Annotated in this window: 21 protein-coding genes; 17 read left to right on the top strand and 4 right to left on the bottom strand. The window is 44.2% G+C overall.

Annotation, left to right across the window (positions count from 1 at the left end):
* Nucleotides 1-25 precede the first annotated feature (25 nt).
* Nucleotides 26-400: a ribosome silencing factor gene (rsfS, locus tag AC6H1S_RS18545; protein ID WP_199137898.1), complete on the bottom strand. Its 375-nt coding sequence runs from the start codon at nucleotides 398-400 to the stop codon at nucleotides 26-28.
* Between the two features lie 44 nt (nucleotides 401-444).
* Here rsfS and AC6H1S_RS18540 point away from each other — a divergent pair, with 44 nt between their 5' ends.
* The 5 genes from AC6H1S_RS18540 (at nucleotide 445) to pfkA (ending at nucleotide 5007) form a co-directional block, all read left to right on the top strand.
* On the top strand, nucleotides 445-1221 hold the full coding sequence (locus AC6H1S_RS18540; protein ID WP_199137896.1) for a biotin--[acetyl-CoA-carboxylase] ligase: 777 nt from the start codon (nucleotides 445-447) through the stop codon (nucleotides 1219-1221).
* 4 nt (nucleotides 1222-1225) lie between these two features.
* Nucleotides 1226-1675 (top strand): protein-disulfide reductase DsbD N-terminal domain-containing protein, encoded by a 450-nt coding sequence (locus tag AC6H1S_RS18535; RefSeq protein ID WP_497564573.1) that lies wholly within the window; start codon nucleotides 1226-1228, stop codon nucleotides 1673-1675.
* A gap of 63 nt (nucleotides 1676-1738) precedes the next feature.
* Nucleotides 1739-2185, top strand: coding sequence for a protein-disulfide reductase DsbD N-terminal domain-containing protein (locus tag AC6H1S_RS18530; protein ID WP_497564572.1), 447 nt, complete (start codon nucleotides 1739-1741; stop codon nucleotides 2183-2185).
* Between the two features lie 134 nt (nucleotides 2186-2319).
* Nucleotides 2320-4014 (top strand): protein-disulfide reductase DsbD family protein, encoded by a 1695-nt coding sequence (locus tag AC6H1S_RS18525; protein WP_497564571.1) that lies wholly within the window; start codon nucleotides 2320-2322, stop codon nucleotides 4012-4014.
* A gap of 9 nt (nucleotides 4015-4023) precedes the next feature.
* Nucleotides 4024-5007 carry a 6-phosphofructokinase gene (gene pfkA, locus AC6H1S_RS18520; RefSeq protein WP_199137888.1) on the top strand — a complete coding sequence of 328 codons (984 nt, stop codon included), beginning with the start codon at nucleotides 4024-4026 and terminating at the stop codon, nucleotides 5005-5007.
* Between the two features lie 118 nt (nucleotides 5008-5125).
* Here pfkA and AC6H1S_RS18515 read toward each other — a convergent pair whose 3' ends face one another.
* Complete coding sequence (locus AC6H1S_RS18515; protein WP_199137886.1) at nucleotides 5126-5449, bottom strand: heavy metal-binding domain-containing protein; 324 nt, start codon at nucleotides 5447-5449, stop codon at nucleotides 5126-5128.
* A gap of 143 nt (nucleotides 5450-5592) precedes the next feature.
* Between AC6H1S_RS18515 and AC6H1S_RS18510 the strand changes: the two genes are divergently transcribed.
* Nucleotides 5593-8583, top strand: a complete 2991-nt coding sequence (locus AC6H1S_RS18510) for a DUF2135 domain-containing protein (RefSeq protein WP_497564570.1) — start codon at nucleotides 5593-5595, stop codon at nucleotides 8581-8583.
* A gap of 103 nt (nucleotides 8584-8686) precedes the next feature.
* Here AC6H1S_RS18510 and AC6H1S_RS18505 read toward each other — a convergent pair whose 3' ends face one another.
* Complete coding sequence (locus AC6H1S_RS18505) at nucleotides 8687-9211, bottom strand: 5' nucleotidase, NT5C type (RefSeq protein WP_497564569.1); 525 nt, start codon at nucleotides 9209-9211, stop codon at nucleotides 8687-8689.
* 224 nt (nucleotides 9212-9435) lie between these two features.
* Between AC6H1S_RS18505 and AC6H1S_RS18500 the strand changes: the two genes are divergently transcribed.
* From AC6H1S_RS18500 to AC6H1S_RS18460, 9 genes are all read left to right on the top strand, one after another.
* Nucleotides 9436-10017 (top strand): 30S ribosomal protein S16, encoded by a 582-nt coding sequence (locus tag AC6H1S_RS18500; protein ID WP_497564568.1) that lies wholly within the window; start codon nucleotides 9436-9438, stop codon nucleotides 10015-10017.
* 75 nt (nucleotides 10018-10092) lie between these two features.
* Complete coding sequence (gene rimM, locus AC6H1S_RS18495; RefSeq protein ID WP_199137880.1) at nucleotides 10093-10620, top strand: ribosome maturation factor RimM; 528 nt, start codon at nucleotides 10093-10095, stop codon at nucleotides 10618-10620.
* Between the two features lie 22 nt (nucleotides 10621-10642).
* The gene (locus AC6H1S_RS18490) at nucleotides 10643-11317 is read left to right on the top strand and encodes a hypothetical protein (RefSeq protein ID WP_497564567.1); all 675 of its coding nucleotides are present in this window, start codon (nucleotides 10643-10645) and stop codon (nucleotides 11315-11317) included.
* A 123-nt stretch (nucleotides 11318-11440) separates the two neighbouring features.
* The gene (locus AC6H1S_RS18485) at nucleotides 11441-12322 is read left to right on the top strand and encodes a hypothetical protein (RefSeq protein ID WP_497564566.1); all 882 of its coding nucleotides are present in this window, start codon (nucleotides 11441-11443) and stop codon (nucleotides 12320-12322) included.
* Entirely contained in the window at nucleotides 12312-12512 is a 201-nt protein-coding gene (locus AC6H1S_RS18480; RefSeq protein WP_199137875.1) for a helix-turn-helix transcriptional regulator, read from the top strand. The genes AC6H1S_RS18485 and AC6H1S_RS18480 overlap by 11 nt, the downstream gene beginning before the upstream one ends.
* Before the next feature lie 173 nt (nucleotides 12513-12685).
* Nucleotides 12686-13360, top strand: a complete 675-nt coding sequence (gene trmD, locus AC6H1S_RS18475; RefSeq protein ID WP_497564565.1) for a tRNA (guanosine(37)-N1)-methyltransferase TrmD — start codon at nucleotides 12686-12688, stop codon at nucleotides 13358-13360.
* Nucleotides 13361-13497: 137 nt separating this feature from the next.
* A complete protein-coding gene (rplS, locus tag AC6H1S_RS18470; RefSeq protein ID WP_233165698.1) occupies nucleotides 13498-13845 on the top strand; it encodes a 50S ribosomal protein L19 in 348 nt (115 codons plus the stop codon).
* A gap of 156 nt (nucleotides 13846-14001) precedes the next feature.
* Nucleotides 14002-15228: a Glu/Leu/Phe/Val dehydrogenase dimerization domain-containing protein gene (locus AC6H1S_RS18465; RefSeq protein ID WP_199137873.1), complete on the top strand. Its 1227-nt coding sequence runs from the start codon at nucleotides 14002-14004 to the stop codon at nucleotides 15226-15228.
* Complete coding sequence (locus AC6H1S_RS18460; protein WP_199137872.1) at nucleotides 15228-16364, top strand: mechanosensitive ion channel family protein; 1137 nt, start codon at nucleotides 15228-15230, stop codon at nucleotides 16362-16364. The genes AC6H1S_RS18465 and AC6H1S_RS18460 overlap by 1 nt, the downstream gene beginning before the upstream one ends.
* A gap of 216 nt (nucleotides 16365-16580) precedes the next feature.
* Here AC6H1S_RS18460 and AC6H1S_RS18455 read toward each other — a convergent pair whose 3' ends face one another.
* Complete coding sequence (locus AC6H1S_RS18455) at nucleotides 16581-16994, bottom strand: helix-turn-helix domain-containing protein (RefSeq protein ID WP_199137871.1); 414 nt, start codon at nucleotides 16992-16994, stop codon at nucleotides 16581-16583.
* A gap of 159 nt (nucleotides 16995-17153) precedes the next feature.
* Here AC6H1S_RS18455 and AC6H1S_RS18450 point away from each other — a divergent pair, with 159 nt between their 5' ends.
* Both AC6H1S_RS18450 and AC6H1S_RS18445 read left to right on the top strand, forming a co-directional pair.
* A complete protein-coding gene (locus tag AC6H1S_RS18450) occupies nucleotides 17154-17429 on the top strand; it encodes a hypothetical protein (RefSeq protein ID WP_497564564.1) in 276 nt (91 codons plus the stop codon).
* 59 nt (nucleotides 17430-17488) lie between these two features.
* Nucleotides 17489-18619, top strand: coding sequence for a TlpA family protein disulfide reductase (locus tag AC6H1S_RS18445; RefSeq protein WP_497564563.1), 1131 nt, complete (start codon nucleotides 17489-17491; stop codon nucleotides 18617-18619).
* The last annotated feature ends 201 nt before the right edge of the window (nucleotides 18620-18820 follow it).

Here is an 18820-nt window from a genome sequence, read left to right as displayed (position 1 = left end):
TTTTACATTAGTGTTAAGTTAACGGCTATGCGCTCTTGTAAGAGGTGGTTTCTGCATCGCCCCATAAGTCTTCGATGCCATAGAAATCGCGTTTTTCAGTTCTGAAAATGTGCACTACGACATCAAAATAGTCGAGGATAATCCATTCGGCATTATCCAAACCCTCTTTGCGCCAAGGGTTCAACTGCGTTTGTTTATAGATTTCATCCTCAACGCTATCGGCAATGGCTTTTACCTGGGTCGAAGAATCGGCATTGCAAACAATAAAATAATCGGAAACCGAACTGTTCAGTTCTCTAAGATCCAAGCGCACAATATCGTTCCCTTTTTTTTCCTGAATGCCATGGATAGCTATTTCTGAGAGGTATGTAGAAAGATTTGCGGTTTTCTTTTTTACCATTAAAAATTTTTACTTTTGATTAGCAACAAATATAACATCAACACTTGCAAAATAACACTTTTTCAACATTATTTGTTGGTCAAAATCTTATCAAATTATCGGCGGTTGATTCGACCAATAATTTTCTGAAAAATCTAGTGTCAAATTCCGAGCCATTAGCAGAAGGTACTGTAATTATGGCAGAGAATCAATATGCCGGACGGGGCCAGCAACAGAATGCCTGGCATGCCGAGCCCGGAAAAAACCTAACTTTCAGTGTTTTATTGAGGCCCGGCTTTTTGCCCCTGGATAAGCAGTTTTTGCTCAACATGGTGGTTAGCGTGGCTGTAAACAGGGTTTTGTTGGCTTATGTGCCATCGGGCATGTGCATCAAATGGCCCAATGATATTTACTATTTTGACCAGAAACTGGGTGGCATACTGATTGAGAATACCATCGTGGGCAGCACCATAAAAACTGCCGTTATTGGCATAGGCCTCAATGTAAACCAGCAGGTTTTTGCGCCAGCACTGAGTCAACGTGCTACTTCTCTGGGGCAAATTTTACAACAAGATGTGAATTTGGACAGATTATTGTCTGAAATTTGCAGCGAACTGGAAAAACTATATTTGCAGCTTAGGGCAGGCCATTATACCGAATTGAGGCAAACTTACGTTGATAGGCTATACAGGTTTGACCAGCGGGCTAACTACCGCCAAAATGGCGAGGTTTTTGAAGGAACGATCAAGGGCATCAGCGACCTGGGGCTGCTGCGCTTGGAAAAAGAAGGCCAAATGGTGGAATATAATTTTAAGGAGATCGAATTTTTAACCCATATATAAACAAATGAAAAGAATAGCTTTAGTATTAACATTATTATTTTTTAGCGTTGCCGGAGCATTTGCGCAACTAGAAAACCCCGTAAGCTGGTCGTACGTGGCCAAAAAAACAAGCAAAACCGAAGCCACGGTTTATTTAAAGGCCACAATTGATGAAGGATGGCATATCTATTCGCAAAACGTAAAGGCGGGTGGACCTACCAAAACCGTTTTCACCTTCAGCCCATCAAAAGACTATACCCTGGTTGGCAAGACTATGGAGCCTAAACCGATTAGCACTTATGAAAAAACTTTCAAGATGAACGTGGCTTATTTTGAGAACGAAGTCGTTTTTCAGCAAAAGGTAAAACTGAACAAGGGCGAAACCGTGGTCAAAGGAAAACTGGAGTTTGGCGTATGTAACGACAAGCAATGCCTGCCTCCTGCCGAAGTAGCCTTTAGCATACCGGTAAAATAAACCATTAAAAGAAATTAAAGAGCCTTGAAGTTTTTCAGGGCTTTTTTTGTTTGATATAATCCAATGAAGAAACTGATATTGGGATTGATTTTGATCCTTGGTGCCAGCTCGAGCGTATTGGCACAGCTTGAAAAACCAATAAGCTGGTCGTACCGCGCCCAAAAAACCGGAGCGCATGAAGCCACGCTTTACCTTAAAGCCCGCCTGCAGCCTAAATGGCATATTTATGCACTCAATCCGAAACCGAGTCCAACCCGCACCTTTTTTACTTTTGTACCCGCTAAAGATTATACCCTGATTGGAGCTACCCAGCAGCCCAAGCCAACAGTTAAATACGATAAATTTTTAAAGGCCAACCTTGGCTATTTTGAAAAAGAGGTTGTTTTTGAGCAAAAAATCAGGCTCAACAAAAGGCAAACTACCATTAGGGGCAAAGTAGAATTTATGGTGTGCAGCGACAAGGCTTGCCTGCCTTCTGACGAGCTGATGTTTAGTATCCCAGTTAATTGATAGTATTTATTGAAAGTAAAATAAGGCATTTGAGGTAAGTACCAAAGATGTCAAATAAAAAAATATCATTAACTTCACGCCTTTTAAAAACACACCAAAGCACACTAACCTTTGAGAATTTAATCGATATCACCATGAAAAAATTAAGCTTGCTGCTGTTCCTTATGGCTTCCTTTTTAGTAATGAGCCCTAACCTCGGCTATGCGCTCAAACCGCAAACAGACACAACGGCCAACAGTGCACCCGACGATTTGCAGTTTACCACGATTGGGTCTAAGGAAGATAGCATAAAGAATAATATCAAAGCAGATACCGTTAAAAAGGATTCGGTAAGTACGGCAAAAGCTCCAGCCACTTCAGTTAAAAAAGAGGCAAAGCCCAAAACACTTTGGCAAACCTTTATTGAGGGTTTGTTTGGTGGATTCTTGGCGTTTCTAATGCCATGTATCTTTCCCATGGTTCCACTCACAGTAAGTTATTTTACGAAAAAAGCGGGAAGCAAGAAAAAAGGCGTTGGCTTGGCTATTATTTATGGCCTTTCTATCATCGTTATTTATGTGGCTTTTGGCTTGTTGATTACTATCTTGTTTGGTTCGGCAAAGCTGAATGAATTAAGCAGCAGCGGCCTATTCAATATTCTGTTTTTTATATTGCTTGTTGTTTTTGCCATTTCCTTTTTTGGTGCATTCGAGATTACCTTGCCAAGTTCTTTCGTTAATAAGATTGACGCAAAGGCCGACAATAGCAAAGGTTTGGGTGGTATATTCTTTATGGCGGCTTCTTTAGCTTTGGTTTCGTTCTCTTGTACCGGACCAATTATCGGTACGCTATTGGTGCAAGCAAGTTCAAAAGGAGAAATATTGGCACCTGCCGTTGGTATGTTTGGTTTTGCCTTGGCTTTGGCCCTTCCGTTTACCTTATCGGCTATATTCCCAGGCTTTTTAAATAGCATGCCAAAATCTGGAGGCTGGCTGAACAGCGTAAAGGTTTGTTTGGGCTTTTTAGAGCTGGCTTTGGCCTTGAAATTCCTGTCGGCAGCAGATTTGGTTTGGCACTGGGAGTGGTTCGACAGAGAAATCTTTTTGGTATTGTGGATCGTGATTTTTGCCATGATGGGCTTCTACCTGCTGGGCAAGCTCAAATTTTCACATGATAGCGACCTGCCGTATGTCAGCGTACCAAGGTTATTATTGTCGCTAGTTTCAATAGCTTTCGCCATTTATTTGGTGCCTGGCCTTTGGGGTGCTCCGGTAAAAATATTAAGCGGATTGGCACCTCCGATGAATACCCAGGATTTTATCTTGACTGCTGGGAGCTCAGGTTCTGCTAGTTCGGCCTCGGTGGGTTTCCCTAAAAAGGTAAAATACGATGATGTATTGCATCCGCCGCATGGTTTCAATGTGTTTTTTGATTTGGATGAGGGAATTGCTTACGCTAAACAAGTAAATAAGCCAATTATGCTCGACTTTACCGGCCATACCTGCGTCAATTGCCGCAAAATGGAAGACGAGGTTTGGGTCGATGCCACAGTAGGCAAGCTGATTAAAGAAAACTATGTGCTGATCCAACTCTATGTAGACGAGCGGAAAATAAAAATGCCCGCCAATAAAAATCACTATTCTAACTATTTGAAAGGGAATACGGATGATTTGGGCAGATGGAACCAAGATCTTCAGGCAACTAAATACAATGCAAACGCACAGCCATTTTATGTATTGGCCGACCATGATTTAAATCCATTGGTTGAACCCCAAGGCGCTAATTTTAATGCCAAGGAATATGCGGCATTCTTGCAGAGTGGCTTAGACAATTATAAGCCGAGCAAATAAGAAACATACATGAGTAACATCAAAAATATAGGAATACTAACTTCCGGAGGAGATTCTCCCGGAATGAATGCCGCCATCAGGGCGGTGGTAAGAGCGAGCTTATACCATAATTTAAGGGTTACTGGCGTAATGCGGGGCTACGAAGGACTTATCCAAGCCGATTTTATGCCGATGGACGGCAAGTCGGTGGCCAATATTATCCAACGGGGAGGCACCATATTAAAAACCGCCCGTAGCGATGCCTTTAAAACCAAGGAAGGTCGCGAGCTGGCCTATAAGAATTTGGTGGCAAGCGATATCGATGCGCTGGTGGTCATTGGTGGCGACGGAACTTTTACCGGTGCCGATCTTTTTTCGAGAGAATTCAGTTTTCCGGTGATTGGTTTGCCTGGCACTATTGATAACGACTTGGCTGGAACCGATTTTACGATCGGCTACGATACGGCCATTAACACCGTGGTCAATGCGGTTGATAAGATCAGAGATACCGCCGAGTCGCACGACCGGTTGTTTATTGTAGAAGTAATGGGTCGCGATTCGGGATTAATCGCCTTGCGCAGTGGTATTGGTGTAGGTGCTGAAGCCATCCTTATTCCGGAAGCCAAAATTGGTGTAGAAGACCTGATGAAAAGGTTGGAGCATGGCCGTAAGGACAAGGCTTCTAAAATTATTATTGTTGCCGAGGGCGACGAAGCCGGAGGTGCTTACAACGTAGGCGAGGCGCTGAAGGCCAAGTTTCCGAAGTATGATATCCGTGTTTCGGTATTGGGTCATATCCAGCGTGGTGGCAAGCCAAGCTGCATGGACCGCGTATTGGCAAGTCGCCTGGGCGTGGCGGCGGTTGAAGGCTTACTAGAAGGCAAGACCGATGTAATGGCTGGCCAGGTTAACAAGGAAATCGTATTTACCCCGTTTTCGCACGCCATCAAACATATCGATGCAGAAAAAATAACGCCAACCTGGTTAAAATTGGCAGAAATCCTTTCGCTATAAAAAAACTAGCCACAGATTAACAGCTGAGATGCATTCAAGTCTGTCAATCTGTGGCCTCTTTATTTTGTAGTGGCTGCGCTTTGCAGAAAACGCCCAGCGCAATCCCAAACACTTTGCGCTAATCCTCCAGCACAACGGCGGTGCCGCTAGCAGTAACCATCAGCATGCTTCCACCGCTTCCAACGGTTTCGTAATCGAGGTCTACACCAATAATGGCATTGGCACCCATGGCTGCCGCATATTGCTGCATTTCGTTTACGGCTGTGTTTTTGCCTTCGCGCAACACCTGCTCGTAGGACCCCGAACGGCCACCGACAATATCGCGGATACCCGCAAACAAATCTTTAAAAATATTGGCGCCAATAATGGTTTCGCCACTTACAAGACCAATGTACTTTACAATTCTCTTGCCTTCAATTGTATTTGTGGTTGTGATTAACATTTTCTTTTAGGTTTTATATTTCGATGCTTAAAGCGCATAAATGTTACAAAGCAGGATGAGTAAAGCATGGGCCCCGATTATCATCCGAAAAAAGATTTATGCAAATTGATTTGGTTTTGCATCCATACTAAAAATGCAAAGCCATGAAACTATTTAAACTTTTTCTCCCCCTTGTGCTGCTCGCCTTACCAATTTGGGCATTGGCTCAAATGCCGATTCTGAAAACAGGTACGGCAACAGAACAGCCGGTTACGCTAAAAAAACTGGATATAGCCGTACAATTGGTGGGTAATATTGCCACAACCACCATGACCATGACCTTTTACAACAGCAGCAATCGCGTTTTAGAGGGAGAACTGACCTTTCCGATGCCCGAAGGCGTAACAATCAGCCGCTATGCACTCGACATTAACGGAAAGATGCGCGAAGCCGTACCTGTAGCCAAAGCCAAGGCCACCGAGGTTTTTGAAAGCATTGTACGCCGAAGGGTTGACCCGGGTCTGCTCGAACAGGTGGAGGGCAATAATTTCAGGACAAAGATCTATCCTATTCCGGCAAACGGATCAAGAACCATTACCTTGGGCTATGAAGAAGAGCTCAAGCTTGGGGTAAACAGCACCTTGCGCTATCACCTGCCTTTGGCTTATCCAGAAAAAATCGCCGAATTCTCATTAAATGCAACCATTTTCGAAAGCATAGCCAAGCCCGAGTTTGTCGAGCAGCCCGATGGCAGCCTCGATATTAAAAACATGGACAATACCTATATCGCTTCGCTAAGGAAAACCGATTTTATTTCGAAGAAAGGCTTAACCATCAACCTGCCTAAAAAAGCAAGTTTACCTGAGGTGCAGTTGCAAAAGGCCAGCAGCGGTTATTACTTCCTGGTCAATGTTTTTCCGAAAGCCGCCAGCAGGCCGCACCAATGGAGCAACGAAATCGGCCTGATTTGGGATTGCTCGCTAAGCGGGCTACAACGCGATTTGAAAAAGGAAATAGAGCTTTTAGATCTGCTTGTCAAACAACGAAAAAACCTCACTATCCGCTTGGGCTTGCTGAACAATACCTTTAGTCAGGCAGGTACCTTTGTTATTACCAACGGCAATTGGGATGTGCTAAGAGAGCGACTGGACAAGATTGTTTATGATGGCGCGACCGATTTTAGCCACATCAATGCGAAAGTTTTGCCGGCCGGCGAGTATCTGTTTTTTACCGATGGGCTTTCAACTTTCGGGAAAAATAAGGTTGCGCTTCAGCAGCCTGTTCATGTAGTTAACTCAAGTTTAAAGGCCGATTACAGCACGCAACAATACATTGCATTGAAAAGCGGAGGCAAGTTTGTTAACCTCAATGCCACGAGCACAAAAGATGCCTTTGAGCAGCTAAACGAAGACCAGTTGCAGTATTTAGGCATTAAAAACAACCTAGAAGTACGTCAAACCTATCCTTCGCTGCCGGTAAATGCCGGCGGACATTTGGCCGTTGCCGGAATATTAAGCGAATACAGCACCAAGATCATCCTGCAGTTTGGCTATGGCCGTTCAGTAGTAAGCGAACAGGAAGTGCGCCTCGACCCCAATATGCAACCCTTAAGCCGCGTAGAAGTAAGCAGAATTTGGGCGCAGAAAAAAATTGCCGAAATGGACATCCAATATGAAGCCAATAAAGACGAAATCAGTAGCTTAAGCAAACAGTTTGGCATTGTAACCCGGAATACCAGCCTCCTTGTGTTGGAAACCTTAGACGATTACCTGAGGTACGACATTACGCCGCCTGCCGAACTTCGCAAGGAATTCGATTTGGCAACAAAACAAAGAAGGCAATCGATTTTAGAGCGAAGAACAGACCTGATTAATGGCGCGATAGCCATGAGCAAAACGCTTAAGGAATGGTGGAATACCGACTTTACTCCGAAAAGGAAACAAGATCAGTTCAAGTTTCCGCAGCCGGTAGTGGTCGAAGAAAGGGTGAGAGAAGCTGCGGTAAGTGCACCAAGCCCGGCCCGAAATGAAAGGCAAAGGGCCGATGCTGTACAAGCAGAAGAACTGCTGAAAAATAACAGTCTTCAGGAAGCGATGATTACCTCAACTGCCCAAGCGCAGGCTAAACGAATGACTACCTACGCAGCTTCTTCTGTAACAATATCAACAAGCGGGGCCTTACAGGGCAAGGTAGCGGGCATGGAAGTTACAAGAGATAAGTCGCAGGCATTTGAGCAGCAACCCGTCATTACGGTCAAAGAATTTAAAAGCGATAAAGATTACATGAAGGCTTTAACCGGCAAGCCGGCAGCAGCCTATCAGAAATATTTGGGGCTTAGGGAGCAATACCTGCATACGCCAACTTTTTATTTCGATGTGGCCAATTGGTTCTATCAACAGGCTGATAGTGTAAGGGCGCTGCAGATATTGAGCAACATGGCAGAACTAGAGCTTGAAAATGCCGATTTGTACAAGGTAATGGCCTATAAACTTAAACAGACCCATAACTATACCGCCTCGCTTTTCATTGCCGAAAAGGTGTTGCAATGGCGGCCAATGGATGCGCAAAGCTATCGCGATTATGCGTTGGCGTTAGAAGATGTGGGCCGTTATCAGGAAGCGCTCAACAACCTGTACAAAGTGCTTACCCAAAGCTATAACATGCAATCGGCCGATAGGGATGAAGGCATTGAAGAGATCATTATTGCCGAAATCAACCACCTGATTACAAAATACGGCAAGCGGCTAGATACCAGGCAAATTGATAAAAGACTGATCCAGCCTTTACCGGTTGACATTAGGGTGGTGCTCAACTGGAACAAGAACGACACAGATATCGATTTGTGGGTTACCGATCCCGATGGAGAAAAATGTTATTACAGCCATCCAAAAACTGAAATCGGAGGCAGAATGAGCAACGACTTTACCGATGGTTATGGCCCGGAGCAGTTTATGCTCAAAAAAGCCATCAAAGGAAAATATAAAATAGAGGTAAACTACTTTGGCGACAGGCAGGTTAGCCTAAGCGGACCAACAACGGTGAGCGCCGAGATCTATATCCGCTATGCCACAGGCAAGGAAGAGCGAAAGATGATGGTATTGCCCCTGGAGTCTAGCAACAGAAACGGAAACCTGGTTGGAGAATTTAGTTTTTAAGGTGAGGGGAATGGCCAGAGGGTTATTTCTGGCCATTTTTTAAGCAACAGCCCAGCCGTAATCCTACACGTCAAACAAAGGCCTTTATAAATGGACCAGCGAACTACTGAACCAACAGTTTATCCAAAACCTGTTGCCAGTTGTCAACCCGTTCGTAATCTGTTATTAAAAGGTTGTGAGGCGAAGTGAACAAAAGCGGGCGCCCTTTAAAATCGATAAAATTCTTGATCCGGTCGTCGATCATCACATCTACATTTACGATTTTGTCGCCACAAAAAATAATGTTCCTCCAGCTGATGAATGGAAAATGCTCCTTAAGCCAGTCGAGTTTGTCTTCTAAGGAATTACGAAACTCCATCGCCGCTGAAACAATATAGACCTCGTGCTGTTCCTGCAGTTTTTTGACGGCTTCTACACTCCTTTCAATAACGGGCAAATTCCTGAAAAAGCCTTTTTCGTTGATGTAATCGAACCATTTGTTGTTGATGTGCGCAGGTACATGGTGGTAGATTTCGTTGCCGGCATCTAATTTCAGGTCGAGCGGAATGCCGTAGTCGCGGTTGTAGAGTTCTATAAATTTGTGGATGGGGTCGGCTAGGACTTCGTCCATGTCTATGGCTATCTTCATGCTTCAAAGATGCCTAAAACCCATTAGAGTATTGTTAGCTGAATTTAAAATTTGAGCTTTGCGCCGTACGCAGAGCGTATGGCTCAGGCGGCCATTAGCCTCATCACTTGCCGGATTTCGACTAATTGACTAAAAGCTTGTTAGTTATTGGGATTTTACTTACCTTTGCCTCCCCGCAAGCACGGTGCTTCCGGGAACTATGTTGAATACATAAACTTAAAAGAATGGCAACCAAAATCAGATTGCAAAGATTCGGTAAAAAAGGGAAACCTTTTTTCCACGTGGTCGTAGCGGATTCTCGCTCACCAAGAGATGGTAAATTTATTGAGCGTTTAGGTTCTTACAACCCGAACACCAATCCAGCCACCATCGAAATCAATTTCGAAAAATCATTAGACTGGGTAAACAAAGGTGCACAACCTACTGATACTGCCCGCGCTATCCTTTCTTACAAAGGCGTTTTGTACAAAAAACACTTAGAAGGTGGTGTTAAAAAAGGCGCTTTAACCCAAGAGCAGGCAGAGGCTAAATTTGCAGCTTGGTTAGAGGCTAAAGGTGGTAAAATCGAAAGCAAAAAAGAAAACTTGAGCAACAGCAAAAACGAAGCTAAAAAAGCAGCCCTAGCTGCCGAGGCTAAGAAAAATGCTGATCGCGCCGCCGCTATCGCATTGAAAAATGCACCAGTAGCAGAAGAAGTTGTTGAAGAAGAAGTAACAGAAGAAGCTCCTGTAGCTGAAACTGCAACCGAAGAAACTCCAGCAGCTGAGGCCACTCAAGAAGAAACAAAAGAAGAAGACAACGCATAAGCATTGTCCAATTCTGATAGATAGCGAAGAACTGCAAAGTCCTTCGCTATTTTTTTAACCCCCTATACCATCGCTATGTTAAAAGAAGAGGCGTTTTATATCGGCTACATCACCAAAACCAAGGGTTTAAAAGGCGAAGTGCAGCTTTATTTCGAGTTTGAAGATTATGAGCAGCTGGATCTTGATGTGCTGTTTGTTGAAATGAATGGCAAGCTGGTGCCCTATTTCGTGGCATCGCATAAGTTGCAGGCCAACCAAACCGGTACTTTTTATTTTGACGACATAGACCATATAGACAAGGCCCAGCCTTTGGTAAAGAAAAAAGTTTACCTGCCACTGAGCAAAAAACCAGAGCGTGAAGACGATGAGTTTTACTACACCGACCTGAAAGGCTTTATCGCTATTGACGAAACGCTTGGCGAGTTAGGCGAGATTATCGAGGTAAACGAATATCCGCAACAATTTGTGGCTACCGTACACTATAAAAACCGCGATGTGCTGTTTCCGCTCAATGAGGATTTCATTCTGGAAATAGACGATGAGGAAAATACCCTGCATCTCGACCTGCCAGAAGGATTGCTGGATATTTATTTGGGTAATTAAAACCCTGCGGCTATCTTTAAGCATGATGAGATGTGTAATCGCATTTGCTTTGGTGGCCGTTTTTTGTTGGGGTTGCGGCAGCAACGAGAACATGAAGCGCATTACTTTGGATTCGCTGGTTGAGGACAAACCGGCTCCCCAACCCGTGCCGCCTAAAGACAGCGTGGCTGTGCAGCAACAGCCGGGTTCGCCGGCAAAAGATTCGGTTATGCTGGTGGCAGGCCGGGTATTGCAAAGCCTCAAAAACAAAGATTACCGTTCGTTTGCCAGCTATTTCCACCCTAAAGATCCCGTGCTCTTTTCGCCCTATGGCCATATCAATATAGCCAACAGTAAGAAGCTGCTGGCGAAAGACTTTCTCGAATCCATTGAAAAAAACTGGACCCTTACCTGGGGCGTTTATGACGGTACCGGCGAATCGATGAAGCTTAAAGTAATTCCTTATCTCGACAAGTTTGTATACGATGCCGATTACCTCAGTAGCGATCAAGCAGCTTTCGACCAGGTGATCAAGAAGGGAAACGCCTTGAACAACATTTCTGAAGTTTACCCTGGACTTCATTTTGTGGAGTACCACACCAAAGGTGTTGATCCAAAATACAACGGCATGGACTGGCGCAGCCTGCGGTTGGTCTTCAAAATGTACAATAACGAATATTATGTAGTGGCCATTATCCACGATCAGTGGACGATTTAAGGCAGTTTTGTAAGATGTTCTAATTTTTTTGTAAAATAAACTTGACATTTATGTCAATTATGCTTTACATTTGTTCAAGCATGCTTGATATAATTGTTGTTTAACCGCTAAAAAATTAAAATCATGAAAAGTAAATATCTGTTTCCAACATGGGGTAGCTGGGTTGGATACGTGCTGGCCATACCTGGCTTTGTCTTAGGCTACTTTAACATCATCCAGCAATACGAAATTCCGGGCTTTGGGCTGCGCCTGCGCGAAACCAATCGAATATTTACGCCCGCCTTCGAAAACTTTACCAACGAGCTGGCCATCTTGCTGGTTATCGTAGGCCTGTTGCTCATTGCCTTTTCTAAGAGTAGGAAAGAGGATGAACTCAATGCCAGGCTTAGGCTCAACGCCATGTATTGGGGCGTAATGGCCTATTATTTGCTTTATCTTGTGGGCTTGGTTTTTAGCATGAGCATTGCCGAAATTCCGTTTATTGGCGACCACGCTTCCGAGCTGAACCTCTTCACGCCACTGGTTATTTTTATCGGCAGGTTTTATTATCTTAAATATTTTAAAAAAGAAAGCTACCTGATCAGCGAGCCCCGGTTTTTGCCCCATCTGCCTTTTAAGCCGGTAGGTGTGGTCCTTTCGTTAGTTTGTTTGGTCTTGACTTTTGTGTTTGTTTTTAGTTTGGACGATGAAAAATGGGATCCGGTAAAACAGGTTAATTACTTGGGCTTGGTAATCGGCTTATTGCTCTGGGCCTTTTCGCAGCATAAAAAAGAAGACGAAATGCTGATGCAGCAACGCCTGGAAAGCCTGCAGTTGGCGGTTTACATTAACTACGGATTGTTGCTGGTGGCCAATGTGCTGCTCTATTCGTTCAGCTTTTTATATTTTATGCTATTTGCGCAATTCTCGCTGTTGCTTTATTTTGTGCTCAGAATGGAGTACGTCAATTATAAAAATAACCGATTGTTAACTGCTGCCGAAGGAGGAATGAGCTATGAAAAATAACATCAGGGTACAACGTGCCATCAAAAATATTACCCAGGCCGAACTGGCTGATTTGATCCAGGTTTCGAGGCAGACCATCAACACCATCGAATCGGGCAAATACGTGCCGTCAACCGTGCTGGCCTTAAAAATGGCCAAGGTGTTTGAAAAACCCGTGGAAGAGATTTTTGAACTGGAAGATGGCGATTAGTTAGTCCGAAGTTTTTTGGCCGATAGCCTATTGTAGGCAGGTTTCAGTTGCCGATGTTTCAATCAGCCATTCTTTCTCTTGAGGTGTTGTCAATGAGCTAAAGAACAAACGAACGAACACAGCCCTTGCGAAGTTTTGAAACTTCGCAAGGGTTAATTTCTTACCTTTGCCCTATGCGTTTTGATATCATTTCTGTACTGCCCGATTTATTGACCAGCCCTTTTGCCCATTCTATTCTGCAGCGTGCGCAAAAAAAAGGCATCGCCGAAATCGTGGTGCATAATTTAAGGGATTACGCCACCAACAAGCAAAAGAGCGTTGACGATTATCCTTATGGCGGCGGCAGCGGCATGGTGATGAGCATTGAGCCTTTTGCCGGCTGCATAGAAAAACTGCAGGCCGAAAGGACCTACGACGAAATAATTTTTATGAGTCCGGATGGTCTAACGCTGAACCAAACCATGGCCAACGAGCTGTCGATAAAGGGAAACATTATCATTTTATGCGGCCACTATAAAGGCATAGACCAGCGTATCAGGGATATTTATGTAACCCGCGAAATTTCAATTGGCGATTATGTGCTTTCTGGTGGCGAACTGCCGGCTGCGGTTTTGGTTGATGCGGTAACCCGCTTAATTCCGGGCGTGCTGAACGATGAAACCTCGGCCCTGTCAGACAGTTTTCAGGGCGAATTGCTGGACGCCCCCATCTACACCAGGCCTGCCGAGTGGCGTGGACACAAGGTGCCAGAGGTGTTGCTGAGCGGCCATGAAGCCAAAATTAACGAGTGGCGCCACGAAGAGGCCCTGAAGCGTACCGAACAGCGCAGGCCCGACCTGTTGAAATAAGCCTCCAAAAATGTGGAAAAACCACAATTTGTTAGAAAATAAATTATTTTTAAACTTCGCTTTTATTTTAAAAATAAAATGCCTAATATTGCAATCCGATTTTGAAGAACCAAAAATCGGCTTAATAGCTTAAAATCATGGATTTAGTAAAATTTGTAGAAGAGCAGGTAATCGCGAAAAAAGAACTTCCTTCTTTCAAGTCAGGAGATACAGTGAGTGTTCACTATAAAATTCGCGAAGGAAATAAAGAACGTATTCAGATTTACCAAGGTGTTGTAATCCAACGCAACAGTGCTGGCGCAAACGAAACGTTTACTGTTCGTAAAATTAGTAATGGAGTAGGTGTTGAGCGTATCTTCCCGGTAAACTCTCCAAATATTGATAAAGTGGAAGTTAACGGTTACGGCAAAGTACGTAGAGCTAAATTGTTCTATCTACGCGAACTAACCGGTAAAGCAGCCCGTATCAAATCTTTAAGAAAGTAATATTTTCTATAAAAAAATATAACCTTCACGATTAGCTTCGTGGAGGTTTTTTTGTTTATATCTTTGCCCCACCAAATTATAAATCGAAATGAACCTTCGAGAGTGTTTTTGAATGCTCCCGATAGCTTCATCACTGTTAAAACCAAGATTACACAGATGAAAGAACTGTTAAAAAAGTATGAAGAGAAACAACCAGAAATTGTTTTCGAATGGAAAGATAAAGAATCGGAAGCCGAAGGATGGGTAGTGATCAACTCTCTGCGTGGCGGTGCGGCCGGTGGCGGTACGCGTATGCGCAAGGGCTTGGATAAACGTGAAGTAGAATCGTTGGCCAAAACCATGGAGGTTAAGTTTACCGTTTCTGGTCCGCCAATTGGCGGTGCAAAATCGGGCATCAACTTCGATCCGGCCGATCCGCGTAAAAAAGAAGTCTTGGAGCGCTGGTACAAGGCCGTTATGCCCCTGCTTAAAAACTATTACGGTACCGGAGGCGATTTGAATATAGACGAGATACACGAAGTAATCCCTATTACCGAAGGCTACGGCCTATGGCACCCGCAAGAGGGCGTAATCAATGGTCACTATCAGGCCAGGGAAAACGAGCGCATCCACCAAATCGGCCAGTTGCGCTATGGGGTTTCTAAGGTGCTCGAAGATTTAGAGTACACGCCCGACATCAAAAGAAAATACAAAGTGGCCGATATGATTACCGGCTATGGCGTTTCTGAATCGATCAGGCATTTTTATGAGATTTGGGGTGGCCATGTGGCAGGCAAGAAAGCCATTATTCAGGGTTGGGGCAACGTAGCGGCTGCAGCCGGATACTACCTGGCGCAACAAGGCGTTAAAATTGTGGCTATCATCGATCGCGTTGGCGGTTTGATCAGGCCCGAAGGCTTGAGTGCCGAAGAAGTGAAAACATTGTTCAATACCCGGGTAAACAATACCTTGGTGGCCGATAATCTGATTCCTTTTGCCGAAGCAAACGAGCAGGTATGGAACGTTGGAGCCGAAATATTCGTGCCTGCAGCGGCCTCTAGGCTGGTGCAGCAAAGCGAAGTAGATAAAATGATTAAAGGCGGCTTGGAAGTAATCGCCTGTGGCGCCAATGTGCCTTTTGCCGACAAGGAAATTTTCTTTGGCAGCATTATGGAGTATGCCGACAACAATGTAGCGGTAATCCCCGATTTTATTGCCAACTGCGGCATGGCCAGGGTATTTGCCTATCTGATGCAGCGTAACATCGAAATGAGCGACGATGCTATCTTTTCTGATGCTTCATCGGTAATCAACAATGCCTTGAAGGCTGTTTACGCCACATCTAACAAAAAAACAAATTTATCGAGCACTGCATTTGAAATTGCATTGAAACAACTAGTATAATGAGCAGCGAATTTTTTGGACAGGTTTTTTGGGGCAATACCATTCAGGCTTATTGCTTATTTGGTGGCATACTTTTGCTTGGACTGCTTTTTAAGCGGATAGTTTCGAGGTTTTTAAGCCAGCTCCTATTTAGGCTGTTCAAAAAATTTGCCGACGATGTAAAGATGGACACCTTTATTGGTCTCCTGCTAAAGCCGATCGAAACCTTTATTACGCTGGCTTCGCTTTACCTGGCGGTTAACCAATTGAAGCACCCGCTCGATGTGGTGTGCTGGCATTACCATAAGGTGGTAGATAAGGTTAAGGTGGCACAGGAATTTACCCTGGGCGAACTGTTCGACAAGATCTTCCTCTTCCTGATCATTATGGCTTTCTTTTGGATCGTGCTGAGGCTGATCGATTTTGTTGCCCATGTGCTTATGTACAAGGCCATGAAATCGAACAATAAAGCCGACGACCAATTGGTGCCTTTCTTGAAAGAGCTGTTTAAGTTTATCGTTTGTTTTATCGGCTTCTTCGTGCTGTTGGGTTATGTGTTCGAAGTGAATGCATTGAGTCTAATTACCGGTTTGGGTATCGGAGGTATAGCCATTGCTTTGGCCGCCAAGGAAAGCCTCGAAAACCTGATCGGATCGTTCACCATTTTTATGGATAAGCCTTTTACCGTGGGCGATTTGGTAAAAGTAGACGGTGTTGAGGGAACCATTGAGAAGGTAGGCTTTAGAAGTACGGTATTGCGCAGTACCGATAAAACAACCATCGTGATACCCAACAGGGCAATGATTGATGGCGTGCTCGAAAACATGACCCGACGCAATTACCGTAGGGTAAAATTCAACATCGGCATAACCTACGAAACCGATTCGGAAATGATTAAAAAAATTGTGGATGATATCAACCAGTTTTTGGCCGATAATCCTGATACTTCCGACGGAGTTGCATCATTTGATAGTTTTGGCGATTCGGCATTGAATATCCAGGTGCTTTACCTGGTACAGAATATCGATTTTAACGCCTACCTCAAAATCAAGGAAGCGGTGAATTTTAAGCTGATTGAAATCGTGCACCAATATGGGTCTGATTTTGCCTATCCTACACAACGTACGGTAAGCGATACGCCCAAGCCACAAGCTTAAGCACCCGCGGTTTTGTGTTCTTTATCGCGAGGAACACTAATGTGAACGATGGACTTCATCTATAGAAATCCTGTAATCTGTAGCTAACTATTTGCAGGCCAAAGGTTTTGCAACGGATGGTGTATTTGTTGATATTCTCCGCCAACAATAAAAACAATCCTAAAGTGCAAGATCAGAGGGCTCCACTGCGGCTATTCGCTACAGAAATTGGGGAGGTTAACTGCCGAGTTTTTCGAGCAGGGCTTCTACCATCTTTTGCAGCCGCTGGATTTCGACATCTTTCTGCTCCAGCATTTTGGCGTAAAGCTCCTTATTTTCCGACACAATGGTGTCAACATGCCCTATAGCCTGTTGCGTTCCCTGATTCGACTGCAGGTTGATAATAGCTGGTTGTTGACTCAGGATATCCATAGGCGAAACGCCCAGAATGGTCGCTATTTTCTGTAAAAGCTCCGTAGATAATTTTGTCTGATTAGTTTCAATCCTTGAATAAGAGTTTTGGGCCATGCCTAATTTATCTGCCATGTACTCTTGAGAGTAGCCTCTCATTTCTCTGATCATACGTATTTTAAGACCAACCATATCTTGTATTTTTTCTAAAATTAGCAATTTATTGGATAATCTATCCATAAAACGGATAGCTTTTTAGAAAATTCTTTCCAAACTTTAGGACACTTCTGTCCCCGCATCCCGGCAGCGCAAAAATTTACTTTTTCAACCTATTGTCTTATTGCTAAAGCACCCAAGCAACCTGGTGTAATGAGGTTGCATTTACCAAATATGACAAACATGAAAAGGACAAAAACTGTAGGCGCAAAGCCTGGGCAAGGCAAGGCCTTAACAAGAAGCGAAATGAAAAACATTTTAGCGGGAACAGTACCGGGCGGAGAAGTGGTATGCTTTACCGCCGAAAACTGTACACTGTACATTGAGGAGCTCCGGAAGAATTATCAAGGCCAGTGTTCAAACGGATCGGGCACGCTCGACTGTGGCTGCGCGGTTATCGTAAACGGAACGACCTACCGCACCAATACGGGCCATACCATGTGCAGAGGCATCATCTAAGGCATCAAAATTACCCATCTGCCTGTCGGAAATGATAGGCAGATTTTAAACGATATGACATGAGGTTTTTGCTTAACCTGTTGCTTTGTATTTTATTGTTGGGTTGTAGGCCAAGTACGCCCAAAATGGTTTTAGACATACCCGAGGCAAGCGCCTTGCCTTTAAAGGCCATCCTTTGGAAACTTCAACTGACAGACAGTGGCTGGCAGAAGGTCAGGTTCGATTCGATGGCCGTTACCCGGAAGCCTTTCGATTGGCAGCTCAGACATTCGCAATCGTTTATCGCCAACCTTACGCTTTATAATGCCAAGGGGAACATCGTTGGTTTTACCGGCGACTTTATCTATTCTGATGCCGTTTTAAGGGTAAAGCCCTTGCCCAACGAGCAGCCAATTCAACTCAAAGGATATGAAAACGCAACATCAATGACGGTTGAAGGCGGCGAAAACCATTTGCTTGACGCAAAGGGATTCATGGCCAAACCAGATTTTATACCGCTTGACCGGGCTGTAGACATTTTGGAAAAAGCAACTCCAATCTCCCCAAAAACACGGTCATTGCAAGAAAGGTGGGAAGCTTATCAACGTAGAACCTATGCCGATGTTGTAGCGCACCGAAAAGCTTACTACACGCTCTATCGGTTGACCGACCTCACACATGCAATTCCTTATCCGCTAATTGAAAAATATTATAAGGCGCTCGACCCATCTTTAAAGAACACCCCCGAAGGGAATTATGTCCTTGGGTTGATCAATAACTCCAAAATGATCGAGGCTGGAATACTCCCTGGTTTTGAGGTGCTCGACAAAAGCAGAAAACCGCATCGTTTTACAACTTTGCTAACCAAGAAATATTACCTGCTTGATTTTTGGGCAAGCTGGTGCAAACCCTGCAGGGCACAGTTTCCAGAACTCCGCTCTCTTTATCAAGCCATTGACACCAACAAGCTGCAACTCATTTCTATCAGCATCGACAAAAACGATAGGCATTGGCAACAGGCGCTACAAGAAGAAAAATTGGCCTGGCACAACTACCTGCAAAAGGATGCGTCGCTCCAAACGAAACTTTTGATCTCTTATGTTCCACAGAATATCTTGCTTGACGAAAACGGAAAAATTATTAGCAGGAATATAAACTTGCAGGACTTCAAAAAATTCCTAGCCTCAAAAGGCTTTTTGAAAAAAAGATAGCAGACCTAAATGCTGGCTCTATAAGCCTGATTGCAAAAGCTCTTAACCTGTGCGCAAAATTGCCATGACGAAGAAAAAACTAATCATACTCGGCCTATACCTTTTGGGCTTGTCGTTTTGCCTGGCATTGCTGGCCCTGCTGCGCTATTACCTGCGCACCGGAAAATGGCATTGAGTAAAAACAGGCAATTGCAACTTGCC

It is taken from the genome of Pedobacter sp. TM02 (assembly GCF_059705275.1).
The sequence above is the reverse complement of the archived record's forward strand: the minus strand, read 5'-3'. Positions and strand labels throughout refer to the sequence as shown.

Bases quoted from the DNA above. Each gene is read 5' to 3' on its own strand.
- AC6H1S_RS18525 (WP_497564571.1), top strand. From the start codon at position 2,320: ATGAAAAAATTAAGCTTGCTGCTGTTCCTTATGGCTTCCTTTTTAGTA.
- AC6H1S_RS18445 (WP_497564563.1), top strand. From the start codon at position 17,489: ATGAGGTTTTTGCTTAACCTGTTGCTTTGTATTTTATTGTTGGGTTGT.
- AC6H1S_RS18450 (WP_497564564.1), top strand. From the start codon at position 17,154: ATGAAAAGGACAAAAACTGTAGGCGCAAAGCCTGGGCAAGGCAAGGCC.
- rplS (WP_233165698.1), top strand. From the start codon at position 13,498: ATGGATTTAGTAAAATTTGTAGAAGAGCAGGTAATCGCGAAAAAAGAA.
- AC6H1S_RS18510 (WP_497564570.1), top strand. From the start codon at position 5,593: ATGAAACTATTTAAACTTTTTCTCCCCCTTGTGCTGCTCGCCTTACCA.
- pfkA (WP_199137888.1), top strand. From the start codon at position 4,024: ATGAGTAACATCAAAAATATAGGAATACTAACTTCCGGAGGAGATTCT.
- AC6H1S_RS18505 (WP_497564569.1), bottom strand. From the start codon at position 9,211: ATGAAGATAGCCATAGACATGGACGAAGTCCTAGCCGACCCCATCCAC.
- AC6H1S_RS18530 (WP_497564572.1), top strand. From the start codon at position 1,739: ATGAAGAAACTGATATTGGGATTGATTTTGATCCTTGGTGCCAGCTCG.
- AC6H1S_RS18490 (WP_497564567.1), top strand. From the start codon at position 10,643: ATGATGAGATGTGTAATCGCATTTGCTTTGGTGGCCGTTTTTTGTTGG.
- AC6H1S_RS18485 (WP_497564566.1), top strand. From the start codon at position 11,441: ATGAAAAGTAAATATCTGTTTCCAACATGGGGTAGCTGGGTTGGATAC.
- rsfS (WP_199137898.1), bottom strand. From the start codon at position 400: ATGGTAAAAAAGAAAACCGCAAATCTTTCTACATACCTCTCAGAAATA.
- rimM (WP_199137880.1), top strand. From the start codon at position 10,093: ATGTTAAAAGAAGAGGCGTTTTATATCGGCTACATCACCAAAACCAAG.
- AC6H1S_RS18480 (WP_199137875.1), top strand. From the start codon at position 12,312: ATGAAAAATAACATCAGGGTACAACGTGCCATCAAAAATATTACCCAG.
- AC6H1S_RS18465 (WP_199137873.1), top strand. From the start codon at position 14,002: ATGAAAGAACTGTTAAAAAAGTATGAAGAGAAACAACCAGAAATTGTT.
- AC6H1S_RS18455 (WP_199137871.1), bottom strand. From the start codon at position 16,994: ATGGATAGATTATCCAATAAATTGCTAATTTTAGAAAAAATACAAGAT.
- AC6H1S_RS18500 (WP_497564568.1), top strand. From the start codon at position 9,436: ATGGCAACCAAAATCAGATTGCAAAGATTCGGTAAAAAAGGGAAACCT.
- AC6H1S_RS18535 (WP_497564573.1), top strand. From the start codon at position 1,226: ATGAAAAGAATAGCTTTAGTATTAACATTATTATTTTTTAGCGTTGCC.
- trmD (WP_497564565.1), top strand. From the start codon at position 12,686: ATGCGTTTTGATATCATTTCTGTACTGCCCGATTTATTGACCAGCCCT.
- AC6H1S_RS18515 (WP_199137886.1), bottom strand. From the start codon at position 5,449: ATGTTAATCACAACCACAAATACAATTGAAGGCAAGAGAATTGTAAAG.
- AC6H1S_RS18460 (WP_199137872.1), top strand. From the start codon at position 15,228: ATGAGCAGCGAATTTTTTGGACAGGTTTTTTGGGGCAATACCATTCAG.